The 14,991-nt window shown below is 64.9% G+C and carries 12 protein-coding genes and 1 tRNA gene; 6 read left to right on the forward strand and 7 right to left on the reverse strand.

The window, feature by feature from the left end; all coding sequences use genetic code 11:
• From RMO23_RS08445 to RMO23_RS08455, 3 genes are all read left to right on the forward strand, one after another.
• Window positions 1-189, forward strand: a 189-nt coding sequence (locus RMO23_RS08445; protein WP_309680440.1) for an ACT domain-containing protein, incomplete at its 5' end; no start/stop codon positions are given.
• 46 nt (window positions 190-235) lie between these two features.
• Window positions 236-328: transfer RNA gene (locus RMO23_RS08450), tRNA-Ser, on the forward strand.
• Window positions 329-559: 231 nt separating this feature from the next.
• The gene (locus tag RMO23_RS08455) at window positions 560-1,444 is read left to right on the forward strand and encodes a transporter substrate-binding domain-containing protein (RefSeq protein ID WP_309680442.1); all 885 of its coding nucleotides are present in this window, start codon (window positions 560-562) and stop codon (window positions 1,442-1,444) included.
• Between the two features lie 102 nt (window positions 1,445-1,546).
• On the opposite strand, the gene cphA (RMO23_RS08460) is transcribed toward RMO23_RS08455, so the two are convergent.
• Both cphA (RMO23_RS08460) and cphA (RMO23_RS08465) read right to left on the reverse strand, forming a co-directional pair.
• Window positions 1,547-4,138: a cyanophycin synthetase gene (cphA, locus tag RMO23_RS08460; RefSeq protein ID WP_309680444.1), complete on the reverse strand. Its 2,592-nt coding sequence runs from the start codon at window positions 4,136-4,138 to the stop codon at window positions 1,547-1,549.
• Entirely contained in the window at window positions 4,138-6,363 is a 2,226-nt protein-coding gene (gene cphA, locus RMO23_RS08465) for a cyanophycin synthetase (RefSeq protein WP_309680446.1), read from the reverse strand. Before cphA (RMO23_RS08465) ends, cphA (RMO23_RS08460) begins: the two co-directional genes overlap by 1 nt.
• Window positions 6,364-6,629: 266 nt before the next feature.
• Between cphA (RMO23_RS08465) and RMO23_RS08470 the strand changes: the two genes are divergently transcribed.
• Together RMO23_RS08470 and RMO23_RS08475 are read left to right on the forward strand one after the other, a co-directional pair.
• Window positions 6,630-8,981, forward strand: coding sequence for an ABC transporter ATP-binding protein (locus tag RMO23_RS08470; protein WP_309680447.1), 2,352 nt, complete (start codon window positions 6,630-6,632; stop codon window positions 8,979-8,981).
• Window positions 8,978-9,484 carry a DUF1854 domain-containing protein gene (locus RMO23_RS08475; protein ID WP_309680449.1) on the forward strand — a complete coding sequence of 169 codons (507 nt, stop codon included), beginning with the start codon at window positions 8,978-8,980 and terminating at the stop codon, window positions 9,482-9,484. The genes RMO23_RS08470 and RMO23_RS08475 overlap by 4 nt, the downstream gene beginning before the upstream one ends.
• Window positions 9,485-9,496: 12 nt before the next feature.
• On the opposite strand, the gene RMO23_RS08480 is transcribed toward RMO23_RS08475, so the two are convergent.
• Genes RMO23_RS08480 through gcl form a run of 3 tightly spaced genes read right to left on the reverse strand, consistent with a single transcriptional unit; the run spans window position 9,497 to window position 12,996 of the window.
• The gene (locus RMO23_RS08480; protein ID WP_309680451.1) at window positions 9,497-10,399 is read right to left on the reverse strand and encodes a 2-hydroxy-3-oxopropionate reductase; all 903 of its coding nucleotides are present in this window, start codon (window positions 10,397-10,399) and stop codon (window positions 9,497-9,499) included.
• 13 nt (window positions 10,400-10,412) lie between these two features.
• A complete protein-coding gene (gene hyi / locus RMO23_RS08485; protein ID WP_309680453.1) occupies window positions 10,413-11,192 on the reverse strand; it encodes a hydroxypyruvate isomerase in 780 nt (259 codons plus the stop codon).
• Between the two features lie 10 nt (window positions 11,193-11,202).
• Window positions 11,203-12,996, reverse strand: a complete 1,794-nt coding sequence (gene gcl / locus RMO23_RS08490) for a glyoxylate carboligase (RefSeq protein ID WP_309680455.1) — start codon at window positions 12,994-12,996, stop codon at window positions 11,203-11,205.
• Window positions 12,997-13,108: 112 nt separating this feature from the next.
• Between gcl and RMO23_RS08495 the strand changes: the two genes are divergently transcribed.
• A complete protein-coding gene (locus RMO23_RS08495) occupies window positions 13,109-14,023 on the forward strand; it encodes a LysR family transcriptional regulator (protein WP_309680457.1) in 915 nt (304 codons plus the stop codon).
• 90 nt (window positions 14,024-14,113) lie between these two features.
• Here the strand turns inward: RMO23_RS08495 and RMO23_RS08500 are convergent, their stop codons facing one another.
• Together RMO23_RS08500 and RMO23_RS08505 are read right to left on the reverse strand one after the other, a co-directional pair.
• Window positions 14,114-14,527, reverse strand: a complete 414-nt coding sequence (locus RMO23_RS08500; RefSeq protein ID WP_309680459.1) for an RNA-binding S4 domain-containing protein — start codon at window positions 14,525-14,527, stop codon at window positions 14,114-14,116.
• Window positions 14,527-14,991: sensor histidine kinase (locus tag RMO23_RS08505; RefSeq protein ID WP_309680461.1), on the reverse strand; the 465-nt coding region annotated here is incomplete at its 5' end. The genes RMO23_RS08505 and RMO23_RS08500, both read right to left, overlap by 1 nt.

The following is a 14,991-nucleotide window of genomic DNA, read 5'->3' on the forward strand; positions in this document are numbered from 1 at the left end:
GGCATCGGCATGCGCAGCCACGTCGGCATCGCCAGCAAGATGTTCCGCGTGCTGGCCGAAGAGGGCATCAACATCCAGATGATCTCCACCAGCGAAATCAAGACCTCGGTCGTGATTGACGAAAAGTACATGGAGTTGGCCGTGCGCGCGCTGCACAAGGCTTTTGACCTGGACCAGCCGGCGGCCTGAAACCGGCGTGAAATCGACCCCGAAGTCGTGAGATAATCGCTTTACTGGAAACGTGACCGAGTGGCCGAAGGTGCTCCCCTGCTAAGGGAGTATGGGGTGTAGAGCCTCATCGAGGGTTCGAATCCCTCCGTTTCCGCCAGTACAAAAAGCCGCCTTCGGGCGGCTTTTTTACGTCTGTGCTTTCCTCTGCGGGGGGGCTGCACCGGGCTCGACACGCTGGCGGCTTCACATGCGTGCAAAGAATCAGTGGGTAACCCATGAGGCTCACCAAGGGCCTTGGCGCCAAAATGAAGGCCATGCACGGCTGGCGCTTCTGCGCGGCCTTTGCAGCCTGCTGACATTTTTTCAACCTGCTCCCGAAAGGATGTGCATGAAACTCTCGACCCTGACCGCTGCGCTGCTGCTGACGGCTGGCCTGGCCACCACGGCCGGCGCCCAGACGCTTAAAAAGATTGCCGACGGCAACAAGATCATCGTGTCTTACCGCGAGGCCTCGGTGCCTTTCAGCTACCTGATCGGTTCCAAGACAGCGGTCGGCTTTTCGGTGGAACTGACAGAAGCCATCATTGACGACGTGCGCAAGAAGCTGAAAAAACCGAACCTGGAAGTGGCCTACACGCCGGTGACCTCGCAAAACCGGATTCCGCTGCTGGTCAATGGCACCTATGACCTGGAGTGCGGCTCGACCACCAACAACAGCGCGCGCGGCAAGGACGTGACCTTTGCCATCAGCCATTTTTTCACCGGCACACGGCTGCTGGCCAAGAAAAGCTCGGGCATCAAGAACTACGCCGACCTGGCCAAGAAAACCGTGGCCAGCACCACTGGCACCACCAACGCGCAGGTGATTCGCAAGTACAGCGCCGATAAAAACCTCGACATGCAGCTGATTCTGGGCAAGGACCATGACGACTCGCTGCTGCTGGTGGAAAACGACCGCGCCGTGGCCTTTGCGATGGACGATATTTTGCTGTTCGGGCTGATGGCCAACTCCAAGAACCCGGCGTCGCTGGAGGTGGTGGGTGACTCGCTGCAGGTGGAGCCCTACGGCTGCATGCTGCGCAAGGACGACCCGGAATTCAAAAAGCTGGTGGACGGCACCATTACCCGCATGATGAAGTCGGGCGAGTTCGGCAAGCTTTATGACAAGTGGTTCATGTCACCGATTCCGCCCAAGGGCGTGGTGCTGAATCTGCCCATGAGCGCGGACCTGAAGGCCAACCTGAAGGCGCCCAGCGACAAACCCGCGACCTGAACCCAGGCCGGGCCGCTGGCGTGCCCTGCGGACCGGTTTTATGAAGGCAAATACAGGTTGCGGCAGCCATTTTGGAGGCTGCCCGCCGTTGCGAGCGCCGGTTTAGGCCGTGCTGGCCTGGACTGGCTTGACCCGCAGCGCCAGATGGTCCAGCGCTTGTTGCACCTGGTCCACCAGCACCAGGCACAGATCACCGGGCTGCAGGCGCGCGAGCGCGGTGTCGATGGCCAGGAATTCGCCACGGATTTCGTCGATGCGCGTGGTGCGGCTGGCGGCGCTCAGGCCATCACGCAGCAGGCGCATCACCTCGCCGTCGGCGCGGCCGCGCTGGGCCGCGTCCTGGTACAGAATCACGTCGTCAAACGCGGCGCCCAGAATCACGGTCTGGTCGCGGATGTCGCAATCCCGGCGGTCACCGGCACCGCTGATCACCACGCTGCGGCGCTGGCCGGGCGTGACCGGCATGGCATCGACCGCCGCCACCAGCGCGCGCATGGCGTCGGGGTTGTGGCCATAGTCGGCAATCACGGTGGCACCACCGTAGTCCATGACGTTGAAACGGCCGGGTGCGTTGTGGGAGTCGTTGACAAAGCTGGCCAGGCCGCTTTTCAGCGTGTCCCAGTTGATGCCGGCGGCCCAGGCCGCCGCCACGGCGGCCATGGCGTTTTCAACCTGAAACCCAATGCTGCCGCCGCGCGTGATGGCAATGCCCTGCAGCGCAATGCGCTCGACCCGCGCGCCTTCGGCGGCGACCAGCATGTCGCCGTTGACGTACACCACGCGATGGCCCTGCGCGCGGTGCGTGGCCATGATGGGGTGGTGGCGGTCGGCGGCAAAAAAGATCACCTTGCCGGGGCAACTGGCGGCCATGTCGGCCACGATGGGGTCGGCGGCATTGAGCACCGCGTAGCCGGTGGGCGCCACGTTTTGCACAATCACCCGCTTGAGCACCGCCAGGTCTTCCACCGTGGTGATGTAGTTCAGCCCCAGGTGGTCGCCGCTGCCGACGTTGGTGACGACGGCGACTTCGCAGCGGTCAAAGCCCAGGCCTTCGCGCAGCACGCCGCCGCGCGCGATTTCAAACACGGCGGCGTCGACGTCGGGGTGCATCAGCACGTTGCGGGCGCTTTTGGGGCCGCTGCAGTCGCCGCTGTCGGTCTGCCGGCCATTGACCCAGACGCCGTCGGTATTGGTCATGCCAGTGCGCAGGCCGCTGGCGGCCAGCAAATGGGCAATCAGTCGCGTGGTGGTGGTCTTGCCATTGGTGCCGGTCACGGCAATCACCGGCACGCGGCCGGTTTCATGGGCCGCAAACAGCTCGTTGATCATGGCCACCCCCACGGCACGGCCCTTGCCATACGACGGCGAGAGGTGCATGCGCAGGCCGGGCGCGGCATTGACTTCGACCACACCGCCGCTTTGCGATTCCAGCGGGCGCAGCAGGCTTTCACACACCACATCGACGCCGCAGATGTGCAGGCCCACCATCTGCGCCGCCGCCACGGCGCGGGCCGCCACGGCCGGGTGCACGTCGTCGGTCACATCGGTGGCGGTGCCGCCGGTGCTCAGGTTGGCGTTGTTGCGCAGGATGACGCGCTGCCCCTTGACGGGAATCGATTCGGGCGTCAGGCCCTGCGCATCGAGGCGGGCCACGGCGATGTCGTCAAAACGGATTTTGGTGAGCGAGGTGGCATGGCCTTCGCCGCGCCTGGGGTCCTGGTTGACGATATCGACCAGCTCGCGCACGCTGTGCAGGCCGTCGCCCACCACCTGCGGCGGGTCGCGCCGCGAGGCCGCCACCAGTTTGTTGCCCACCACCAGCAGGCGGAAATCGCTGCCGGGCAGGAACTTTTCGACCATGACCTCGCCATGCTCGGCGGCGGCGCGGTAGGCGATTTCAAGGTGCTCACGGCTGGCAACATTGACGGTGACGCCCTTGCCCTGATTGCCGTCTTGTGGTTTGACCGCCACCGGCAGGCCAATTTGCTGCGCCAGGCGCCAGGCATCGTCGATATCGCTGACGGGGCCGCCCATGGGCACTGGCACACCGGCGGCGCGCAGCAGTTTTTTGGTGAGGTCCTTGTCCTGCGCAATCGCTTCGGCTACGGCGCTGGTGGCGTCGAGTTCGGCCGCCTGGATGCGGCGCTGGCGCGAGCCCCAGCCAAACTGCACGAGGCTGCCCTGGGTCAGGCGCCGGTACGGAATGCCGCGCGCCACGGCCGCATCGACAATCGCGCCGGTGCTGGGGCCCAGGCGTTCGTCTTCGTCGAGGTCGCGCAGTTGGGCAATGGCGGCGTCGAGGTCAAAGCTGTTGTCAAGCAGCGCCGCATGGACCAGCGCCTGCGCCAGCTCCAGCGCCAGCCGGCCGACGGCTTCCTCGCTGTATTCGACCACCACCTGGTAGGTGCCCGGCTCTACCGTGCTGGCGGTGTTGCTGAAGGTGACCGGACAACCGGCGGCTGCCTGCAGGGCCAGTGCCGCCGCTTCCAGCACATGTGCCAGCGAGACCGGGCCGCCATGATTCGTTTGACGCAGTGCACCCATGCCGGGAAACAGGGCGCGCACGCGCGGCTCGAAGCCGGGCAGAGCCTCAACGGCGCGTTCGCCGGGCGTGCAGGCGACGATGGCTTCGAGGGCCGTGTGGCGGCTCCAGAGATTGGGCCCGCGCAGGGCCCGGATGCGGGAGACTTCCATTACGCTGCCCTCCCGGCAGGTTGTTCGGGGGATTTTTCCGGGTTGTAGGCCTCGATGCCGGCGCCAATCAAATTGAGCGGAATGCCCAGCGCCCAGGCCGCAGCTATGGCCGCCAGCAGGGTGTCGTCCGGCAGCGCGTGTTTTGGGTGCTTGCCGCGCCACAGCGCCAGCTTGCCCAGGCCGGGCAAAAAGGTTTCGCTGCCGCCGGTGGCCAGCACCACCTGGTCCTGCCGCACCAGCACGGCGCGCCCGCCCGCGTCGCAATGCGCGGCAATGGCGGCGGTTTTCGGGTCGGTGCCGTAGAAAATGACTTCGCCGTCGCACAGCGACTGCATCTCGACCACGTCGGCATGGGCGGCATTGAGCACGGCCGCGCCGCCGGGCAGCACGACGTCCACCTGCGAGCGCAAGACCTTGAACATCTGTTCGTCTTTGGTGATGTCGAATTCGGCCAGGCCGGCAGCGCCGCCCAGGTCGGTGACCACGCCGACTTCGCAGCGGTCGTAGGCCAGCCCGCTGCGCAAGATCATTTCGGCGCCGTTTTCAAACACGGCGGCCTGCACGTTGCGGTTGATCAGCAGGCGCTGGCCGGCTTCCCAATGGGCGCTGTCGGCACTGTCCACGCAGCGCTGGTCCAGAAACAGGCCGCTGCTGCAGGCCAGGCCGGTGTAGCGACCCGACAGATGCAGCAGCCAGGCCACCAGGCGCGCCACTTGCTGGCTGCCCACCGAGCCGGCGATGCCGACGATGGGAATGCGGCCCTGGAGCCGGTTGTCAGCGGTGTCGGGGAACAGGTGGTCGCAGATGGCTCGGCCCACCGGACGCGGCGAGCCCTGCGCGGGCTTGAGGTGCATCAGCAGGCCGGGGCCGGCGTTGACCTCGACAATCGCGCCGCCCTGCGCATGCAGTGGTTTGGAAATGTCTTGCGCCACCACATCCACGCCCGCAATGTCCAGGCCCACCACGCGGGCGGCCAGCGACACGATGTGGTCGACCTCGGGATGCACTTCATCGGTGCAGTCGATGGCGACATTGCCGTTGCGCTGGATCAGCACTTCGCGGCCCGCAGCCGGTATCGCCTCGGACGTCAGGCCCTGGCGCTGCAGATCCAGCACGATGGCCTCGTCCTGGGAAATTTCGATGCGGCTCAGCGGGAAATCTTCCTCGGCGCCGCGCCGCGGGTCGGTGTTGAGCTGGGCGTCCACCAGCTGCACGACGGTGGAAATGCCGTCGCCAACGACCGAGGCGGTTTCGCCGCGCGCCGCCGCCACCACCCGCCCGCCGACTACCAGCAGCCGGTGCTCGTGGCCGCGCACAAAACGCTCCACCATCACGTCGCTACCCTGCGGCGCGGCGACATGAAAGGCGGCCTGCACTTCCTCGCGGGTTTTCAGGTCCAGCGAGACACCGCGGCCATGGTTGCCGTCGGTCGGCTTGACCACCACCGGCAGGCCGATGTCCTGCGCGGCTTCCCAGGCCTCTTGCGGGCTGTTGACAATTTCGCCCTCGGGCACCGGCGCGCCGCAGGTGGCCAGCAGGCTCTTGGTCAGGTCCTTGTCGTGGGCGATGCCCTCGGCAATGGCGCTGGTCAGGTCGGTTTCGGCGGTCCAGATGCGGCGCTGGCTAGCGCCGTAGCCCAGTTGCACCAGGTTGCCCTCGTTCAGGCGAATGTGCGGAATGCGCCTGGCGGTGGCCGCCGCCACGATGGCAGCCGTGCTCGGGCCGATGTAGCAGTCATCCACCTTGGCGCGGATTTTCTGGGCCGCAGCCTGGACGTCGGCCGCGTCGTAAGGCGTGTTGTTGATGGCGGCCATCAGCAGCCGGTGGCCCTCGGCCAGCGCGGTGCGGGCGACCTGCTCGTCACGGGCCCTGAACACCATGCGGTAGACGCCGCGCTGCGAGGTGCTGCGGGTCTGGCCAAAGCCGGTCGGCATGTCGGCCAGGTTCAGCAGTTCGATCACCACATGCTCCAGCACATGACCGAGCCAGGTGCCATCCAGCAGGCGCTCCATAAAACCGCCAGGCTCGCCGACGCCGCAGTGGTGCTCAAGCAATGCGGGCAGTAGCGCGACCAGGCGATCATTGAAGCCGGGCAGCAGGTTGCTCGGAAAGTCTTCCAGCGGCCCCAGGTCCAGCCACACCTCCAGCGCGGATCGGTAGGTCCAGATGTTGGGTCCGCGCAGGTAGTTGATGCGCAGCAGCTTGATGTCGTCCTGTTTGCTCATGGGGTGCAAGGTATTCGGCCGATTGTCGGCAGTTATCGGCTTTCAGGGCCGGCCGTTGTAACGTTTTGATTCCGGTCTGGTCCGCATCGGGGCGGCGATGGCTGTCGTAAGCGGGGTTTGGGGCCGGTAAAGGGCAGGGAGGGCTTGAAAAACTTTCGGGGCCTATGGGGAGATTTTGGGGACATTTCGGGGCAACAGGGTCTGAGCATAAGGGCGACGCGGCTTGGCTTTAAGCGAAAATCCCTGCTCAGGAACTTAAAAACACAATGCAACACCCGCTTCCGCTTGACCCCTCCAGCGACGCCAGCCTCACCGACCCTGCACTGGCAGGGCTTCGCTCGCAGCTCGCAGCCCAAGAGAACGTCCTGGCCACCCTGGTGGTTGACCTGGACGCGCAACTTCGTTTTGCCCAGGGGCTGCTGGCCTTGACCGACCGCCGGCTGCTGGCCTGCGGCGCCGACGGCGACTGGACCGGTTGGCCGGTGCTGGACGCCTCCGGCATCCCGGCGCAAGGGCTGGAACTGCGCCATTTTGACCATGCGGGGGTTGGCACCCTTGAGCTTCATGACGAAAATCAGCGGCTGGCCAGCTGGCGCTTTACCCTGGGCAGCAACCCGCAGGCGCTGCGGCTGGTGCGGCTGTTTGCGCTGCGGCAGGCCAGCCGGCGGGTCGGAGACCTGGACGCCGGCCCCGAACCGGGACTGTGCCCCGAATGCGGTCTGCCGCTGCCGCCCGACAGCGAGGAATGCCCGGCCTGTGCCCGCGCACTGCATACCCCGCCTTCCACCTGGGTGCTGCTGCGCTTGTGGCGCTTTGCCCGACCCTACCGGTTTCAGCTGCTGTCGGGGTTTTTGCTGACGCTGGCCTCCACCGCCGCCACGCTGGTGCCGCCTTACCTGACCATTCCGCTGATGGACGACATCCTGATTCCGTTCCAGAACGGCCAGCAGATCGAAACCTGGAAGGTCGCGGCGATTCTGGGCGGCCTGCTCGGCGCTGCCGTGCTGGGCTGGGCCCTGAACTGGGCGCGGACCTATCTGCTGGCGCTGGTGTCCGAGCGCATAGGCGCCGACCTGCGGACCGCCACCTTTGACCACCTGCTGAAGCTGTCGCTCGACTATTTTGGCGGCAAGCGCACCGGTGACCTGATGTCGCGCATCGGCTCCGAGACCGACCGCATCTGCGTGTTTTTGTCGCTGCATGCGCTGGACTTTGCCACCGATGTGCTGATGATCATCATGACCGCCGCGATCCTGTTTTCGATCAACCCCTGGCTGGCGCTGGTGACCTTGTTGCCGCTGCCGTTTATTGGCTGGATGATTCATGTGGTGCGCGACAAGCTGCGCACCGGGTTCGAGAAGATCGACCGGGTCTGGTCCGATGTGACCAATGTGCTGGCCGACACCATTCCCGGCATTCGGGTGGTCAAGGCCTTTGCCCAGGAAAAGCGCGAAGCCCAGCGCTTTCGCGAGGTTAACCAGCACAACCTGGCGGTCAATGACAAGCTCAACAAGACCTGGTCGCTGTTCACGCCGACGGTGTCGCTGCTGACGGAGGTTGGCCTGCTGGTGGTCTGGGCCTTCGGCATCTGGCTGGTGTCGAAGCAGCAAATTACCGTGGGGGTGCTGACGGCCTTTATTGCCTACATTGGCCGCTTCTACACCCGGCTTGATTCCATGAGCCGCATTGTCTCGGTCACGCAAAAAGCCGCCGCCGGGGCCAAGCGGATTTTTGACATTCTGGATCATGTCTCCAACGTGCCCGAACCCGCGCAGCCGGTCAAAATTGGCGCGCTGCAGGGCCGCATCGACATGAAGAGCCTGGGCTTTCGCTATGGCAACCGCTCCGTCATTCGCGGGCTCGATCTGCAAATTCTGCCCGGCGAAATGATTGGCCTGGTCGGCCACAGCGGCTCCGGCAAAAGCACGCTGGTCAATCTGATCTGCCGTTTTTACGATGTGAGCGATGGCGCCATTCAAGTCGACGGCATCGATATCCGGCGCTTTGCCGTGGCCGACTATCGGCGCCACATCGGCCTGGTGCTGCAGGAACCGTTTTTGTTTTTTGGCACGATTGCCGAGAACATCGCCTACGGCAAACCCGGCGCCACGCGGGCCGAGATCGTGTCGGCCGCCCGCGCCGCCCATGCCCATGAATTCATCCTGCGGCTACCGCAGGGCTATGACTCGCTGGTGGGTGAGCGCGGCCAGGGCCTGTCGGGCGGCGAGCGCCAGCGCATTTCGATTGCACGCGCCTTGCTGATTGACCCGCGCATCCTGATCATGGATGAAGCGACCTCGTCGGTCGATACCGAGACCGAAAAGGAAATCCAGCGCGCCCTTGACAACCTGGTGCAGGGCCGCACCACGATCGCGATTGCGCACCGCCTCTCCACCCTGCGCAAGGCCGACCGGCTGGTGGTGATGGACCGCGGCCAGGTGGTCGAGGTCGGCCCGCACGACGAGCTGATGGCCAGGCAGGGTGCTTACTGGCGGCTGTATGAGGCCCAGGCCCGCCAGGTCGATACCGAGGACGGCGAGACGACCGATGACGACAGCCGCATTGCACTGGCGACCTCGCAGCTGGCCCACACCGCCCAACACGCAGGCAACCCATGAGCAACGATCTCACCCTCTCCGATTCCGGCGCTTTGCCGCCACCGGCTTTCCAGTTGCAGCGGCTGGCTTCGGGCCGGCTGCTGTTCATTGCCGACAACGGCGACCGGCATGAGGGCGTGGTGCCGGTGCGCGCCTTTCCGCTGGCCGCGCCCGACGAAGGCGTTTCGCTGGTCAGTGCCGAAGGCCATGAGCTGGCCTGGATAGACGACTTGCAGGCCTTGCCCGCCGCGCCGCGAATGCTTTTGCAGGAGGAGCTGGCGCTCAGGGATTTTGTGCCCGAGATACTGCAGCTTCAGAGTGTCTCGACCTTCGCCACGCCCAGCATCTGGACGGTCAAGACCGACCGCGGTGACACCTCGTTTGTGCTCAAGGGAGAGGACGACATTCGCCGCCTGGGGCGCACCGCGCTGCTGATCGCCGGCAGCCAGGGCGTGCAGTACAGCGTGCGCGACATGAGTGCGCTGGACCGCGCCTCACGTCGCTTGCTGGAGCGTTTTCTTTAGGGTGCGCTTGCGTCAAGCATCAGGCGTGACCTGGTGCTGGGCCATGTTTTCCAGCGCACGCACCAGGGCCGAGTGGTCCGCCTGGCCGTGGCCCAGGGCCGCGCAGGACTGCATCAGCTGGGCCGCGCCCGCCGTTTGCGGCAGGGCCACCGACAGTGCGCGCGCGCTTTGAAGGGCCAGGTTCAGATCCTTCTGGTGCAGCGCGATGCGAAAGCCCGGCGCGAAAGTGCGCTTGATCATGCGCTCGCCATGGACTTCAAGAATGCGTGAGGCGGCAAAGCCGCCCATCAGGGCCTCGCGCACCCGCGCCGGGTCGGCGCCGGCCTTGGAGGCAAACACCAGCGCTTCGCTGACCGCCGCAATATTGAGCGCCACGATGATCTGGTTGGCGACCTTGCAGACCTGGCCATCGCCGACGCCGCCGACCCGCGTGATGTTCTTGCCCATCAGTTCAAACAGCGGTTTGATGCGCTCAAACACCGGCTGGTCGGCACCGACCATGATGGTCAGGCTGGCAGCCTTGGCGCCGACTTCTCCACCCGACACCGGGGCGTCAAGGTAGTCGCAGCCCAGGTCCTTGATTTTCTGCCCGAAGCTTCGGGTCGCAATCGGGTCGATGGAGCTGCAGTCGACCACCGTCTTGCCCGCGCTCAAGCCGGCCGCCACCCCGCCCTCGCCAAACAGCACGGTCTCTACATCCGGTGTGTCGGGCAGCATCAGGAAAATAATGTCGGCGCGCTCGGCCACGCCTTGTGCCGTGGTGCAGATGGTGGCGCCGCCCTCGGCCAGATCGGCCGGAATCTTGCTGCGGGTGTTGACGAACAGCATGTGGCCCGCCTTGAGCAGGTGGCCGGCCATGGGCGCACCCATGATGCCCAGGCCGATAAAGCCCAGTTTGAGTCCTGATTTGGTCATTTTTGTGTCTGCCTTATTGCGTGAGTTGCCTGATCCAGCCGAGTCCTTCGGCGCTGGTTGTCTTGGGTTTGTATTCGCAGCCGATCCAGCCGGTATAGCCGATGGCATCGATATGACGGAACAACCAGGCGTAGTTGATCTCGCCGGTGCCGGGCTCGTTGCGCCCCGGGTTGTCGGCCAGCTGGATGTGGCCGATGCGGCCCAGGTGGTTTTGCAGGGTATTGCCCAGCTCGCCTTCCATGCGTTGGGCGTGGTAGATGTCGTACTGCACAAACAGGTTGTCCGAACCCACTTCATCCAGAATGGCCAGCGCCTGCGCGGTGCGCGTCAGAAAGAAGCCGGGGATGTCGTAGCTGTTGATGGGCTCGATCAGCAGGCGAATGCCTGCGGCCTTCAGTTCTGCGGCGGCAAACTTGAGGTTGCTCACCAGCGTGCCGTGCGCCGTCGCGGCATCCACGCCCGGCGGGATTTTTCCGGCCAGGCAATTGACTTTCGGGCAGCCCAGCGCTGTCGCGTAGCCGATGGCCTGTGCCACGCCTTCGCGAAATTCGCTGACGCGGTCGGGGTGGCAGGCAATGCCGCGCTCGCCGGCATCCCAGTTGCCGGCCGGCAGGTTGTGCAGCACCTGCTTGAGCCCATGGGCTTTCAGCGCGGCGGCCAGTTCGGCCTGGCTGTAGGCATACGGAAACAGGTACTCCACGGCCTCGAAGCCGGCAGCGCGGGCGGCCGCGAAGCGCTCCATGAAGGGCACCTCGGTAAACAGCATGGTGAGGTTGGCGGCAAATTTTGGCATCGGATGTCCTTTAGTCGAGCAGGCTGCAGGCGATCGCGGTGGGCGCATCGGCCTTGCTCACGGCGAGCTCTTCAAACTCGGTGATGTTGTTGATTTCGGTCCCCATCGCAATATTGGTGACGCGCTCCAGGATGACCTCGATCACCACCGGCACCTGGAACTCCTTCATCCAGGCCTCGGCCTGCTTGATCGCCGGGGCCATTTCTTCCTGCTTGTACACGCGCAGCGCCTTGCAACCCAGGCCTTCGACCACCTTGAGGTGATCGACGCCGTAGCCCTGGACCGCCACCTCTTCCTCGGGGGTGTTGATGTTGTCAAAGCCCAGCTGCACGCAGTAATCCATTTCGAAGCCGCGCTGGCTCTGGCGAATCAGGCCGAGGTAGGAGTTGTTGACCACGATGTGAATATAGGGCAACTTGAACTGCGCGCCCACCGCCAGTTCCTCGATCATGAACTGGAAGTCGTAGTCGCCCGACAGCGCGACGATTTTGCGCGTCGGGTCAGCGGCGCGCACGCCCAGCGCGGCAGGAATGGTCCATCCCAGCGGGCCGGCCTGGCCGCAGTTGATCCAGTTGCGGGGCTTGTAGACATGCAGGAACTGCGCGGCTGCGATTTGCGACAGGCCGATGGTTGACACATAGCAGGTGCTGTCGTCAAACGCATTGTTCATGCACTGGTAGACGCGCTGCGGTTTCATCGGCACGCTGTCGAAATTGGTCTTGCGCAGCAGGGTGCGCTTGCGCTCCTGGCACTGCGCGACCCAGGCGCTGCGGTCCTTGAGACGGCCATCTGCCTTCATCTCTTGCGCCACCTGCACGAACAGGTCCAGCGCAATCTTGGCGTCCGAAACAATGCCGTAGTCGGGCGAAAAGACGCGGCCAATCTGCGTCGGCTCGATGTCCACATGCACAAATTTCCGGCCCTTGGTGTAGACCTCGACCGAGCCGGTGTGGCGGTTGGCCCAGCGGTTGCCAATGCCCATCACGAAGTCGGACTCCAGCATGGTGGCATTGCCATAGCGGTGGCTGGTTTGCAGGCCGCACATGCCCGCCATCAGCGGGTGGTTGTCGGGAATGGTGCCCCAGCCCATCAGGGTCGGAATCACCGGGATACCGGTGATCTCGGCCAGTTGCACCAGCGCTTCCGACGCATTGGCATTGATGATGCCGCCACCGGCCACCAGCAGCGGCCGCTCGGACTCGTTGAGCATGGTCAGCGCTTTTTCGATCTGCGCGCGGGTCGCGGCCGGCTTGTAAACCAGCAGCGGCGAGTAGGTGTCGGGGTCGAACTCGATCTCGGCCATCTGCACGTCGAAGGGCAGGTCGATCAGCACCGGGCCGGGCCGGCCGGAGCGCATCAGGTGAAAAGCCTGCTGAAAGACGCGCGGCACCTGGGCCGGCTCGCGCACGGTGACCGACCATTTGGTGACCGGCTTGGAGATCGACTCGATGTCCACCGCCTGGAAGTCTTCCTTGTAGAGGCGGGCGCGCGGCGCCTGGCCGGTGATGCAGAGAATCGGAATCGAATCGGCCTGGGCCGAATACAGGCCGGTGATCATGTCGGTGCCGGCCGGACCCGAAGTGCCAATGCAGACGCCGATGTTGCCGGGGCAGGCCCGGGTATAGCCTTCGGCCATGTGCGAGGCGCCCTCGACGTGGCGCGCCAGGATGTGGCTGATCGTGCCCTGCTTGCGCAGCGCCGAGTACAAGGGGTTGATTGCCGCGCCGGGAATGCCGAACGCCTGCGTAATGCCTTCTTTTTCCATCACCCAGACGGCGGCCTGGGCGGCTGTCATTTTTGCCATGTGTAGATCTCCTGTGTTGATGATGGACTGTAGGGATCAATCGACCTGCACAGAAGACAGCTGCGGGCCATAAAACTTATTCCTGAATGGAATAGTTGGCTATGATGGCGCCATGGACAGATTGCAGGCTATGCACATGTTTGTGCGGGTGGTGGAGACCGGCAGCTTCTCCAAGGCCGCGCGCGAATTCGCGACCACCCAGCCCACCGTGACCAAGCAGGTGGCGGCCATCGAGGACCGCCTCAAGGTGCGGCTGCTCAACCGCAACACGCGCGGCGTCAGCCTGACGGAATCCGGCGCGCTGTACTACGAGAAATGCAAGATTGTGGTGCGCGAGGCCGAGGAGGCCGACAACATCGTGCGGCTGCGCCAGTCGCAGGCCCAGGGCTTGCTGCGCATAGGCACTTCGGTGGCGTTTGGCCGCCGCGTCGTCGTGCCGCTAACCCTCGATTTCATGGCCCACCATCCGCAGGTAAGCCTGGACCTGAGCTTTGAAGACCGTTACACCGACCTGGTGGCGCAGGGCATCGACGTGGCGATACGCATGGGCAAGCTGGCGGATTCCACGCTGGGCGCGCGCTTTCTGGGCATGAATCCCTGGGCCATGGTGGCGTCGCCCGCCTACCTGAAGCAACACGGCACGCCGCGCAACACCGCTGATCTGGCCACGCACGCCGCGCTGATCTACAGCAGCGTGCTCGGTGACGATGTCTGGCGGCTCGTCACGCCGGGCGGCGAAACCGAAACGGTGCGCATGTCGACCCGGCTGCGCTCCAACAACCTGTCCGCGGTGCTGGCCGCGACGCGCAATGGCCTGGGCATCGCCGCCATGCCGCGCTATGTGGCGAGCGACTCGCTGGCGACCGGGCAGGTGGTGGAGGTGCTGAAAGACCATGGCCTGCCCGAGCAGGAGATTCACGCCGTCTTTCCCTCGCCCAAACTCGTGCCCGGCAAGGTGCAGGTGCTGATCGCGTTTTTGCAGGGCCGGTTTGGCCCGCGCTGGTGGGAGACGCTGCCGAAGGCCTGAAGATGCCTGTTTTCTGGTGAAATTGGCCTCTAGCCCAGGTAATGCAAGCATGGTTAGCTATTAAAAACATAGCAAACCGACGCGCGGCGCTTAGTCGCTGGAAGCGCTCCAGCGGCTGTTCCAGGCCCGGTCCTGCGCTTTCTCGATGTCCCTGCGGTCGCGCTTGGTCGGGCGACCCTGCTCCTGGCTGCTGGCCGGGTCCTGGCCGAGGCGGCGCTGCTCGGCGGCCAGGGCCTTGAGACGCAGACTCTCTTCGGTTTCTTCATACAGCTGCTGCGCCACCGGCGCGCTGCCGCGCTGGCTGCTGATGCCGCGCACCACCAGGGTGCGAATCACCGGACCCTGCCGCAGCGCCACCGTGTCGCCGACCTTGATCTCGCGCGCCGGCTTGGCCTCCTGGTCATTCACGCGCACCCGCCCCTTGTTGATTTCTTCCACGGCCAGCGACCGGGTTTTGTAAAACCGGGCGGCCCACAACCATTTGTCGATGCGTAGTTTGTCCATTAATCGGTATTTTGAACCTCCCGGAACAAGGGCAGGCGAACCACCGCATCGAGCCCGGTGATTTGTCCGTGGACGGTCCGGTTTTCCAGCGAAATGCTGCCGCCCAGCGCCTGCGTGATCTCGCGGCATATCGCCAGGCCCAGCCCCGAGCCATGGCGCACATTGCCGGCCGAAAAAGGCTGGTACAGGCGCGCCGACAGCTCGGCCGAGATGCCGGGGCCGCCATCGCTGAGGGTCAGCGCCGCGTAGCGCGCGTCCCGGGTGATGCGCACGCCCAGCTGACCGCCGGGCGGTGTGTGCTTGATGGCGTTGTGCAGCAGGTTGCGCGCCAGCTCGCCCAGCATCCATTCATGCGATGCGATGGGTGCGCTGACGGTTTCGATGTCAAAGTCGATGTCTTTCTCGGCGATCAGCGGCGACAGGTCCAGCGCCACCGAGCGCAGCACCTGGGCCAGGTCGATGGC

The organism is Polaromonas sp., assembly GCF_031411155.1.
In the GTDB taxonomy this organism is placed as follows: Bacteria; Pseudomonadota; Gammaproteobacteria; order Burkholderiales; family Burkholderiaceae_C; genus Polaromonas.

Bases quoted from the DNA above. Each gene is read 5' to 3' on its own strand.
- RMO23_RS08455 (WP_309680442.1), top strand. From the start codon at position 560: ATGAAACTCTCGACCCTGACCGCTGCGCTGCTGCTGACGGCTGGCCTG.
- cphA (WP_309680444.1), bottom strand. From the start codon at position 4,138: ATGGAAGTCTCCCGCATCCGGGCCCTGCGCGGGCCCAATCTCTGGAGC.
- cphA (WP_309680446.1), bottom strand. From the start codon at position 6,363: ATGAGCAAACAGGACGACATCAAGCTGCTGCGCATCAACTACCTGCGC.
- RMO23_RS08470 (WP_309680447.1), top strand. From the start codon at position 6,630: ATGCAACACCCGCTTCCGCTTGACCCCTCCAGCGACGCCAGCCTCACC.
- RMO23_RS08475 (WP_309680449.1), top strand. From the start codon at position 8,978: ATGAGCAACGATCTCACCCTCTCCGATTCCGGCGCTTTGCCGCCACCG.
- RMO23_RS08480 (WP_309680451.1), bottom strand. From the start codon at position 10,399: ATGACCAAATCAGGACTCAAACTGGGCTTTATCGGCCTGGGCATCATG.
- hyi (WP_309680453.1), bottom strand. From the start codon at position 11,192: ATGCCAAAATTTGCCGCCAACCTCACCATGCTGTTTACCGAGGTGCCC.
- gcl (WP_309680455.1), bottom strand. From the start codon at position 12,996: ATGGCAAAAATGACAGCCGCCCAGGCCGCCGTCTGGGTGATGGAAAAA.
- RMO23_RS08495 (WP_309680457.1), top strand. From the start codon at position 13,109: ATGGACAGATTGCAGGCTATGCACATGTTTGTGCGGGTGGTGGAGACC.
- RMO23_RS08500 (WP_309680459.1), bottom strand. From the start codon at position 14,527: ATGGACAAACTACGCATCGACAAATGGTTGTGGGCCGCCCGGTTTTAC.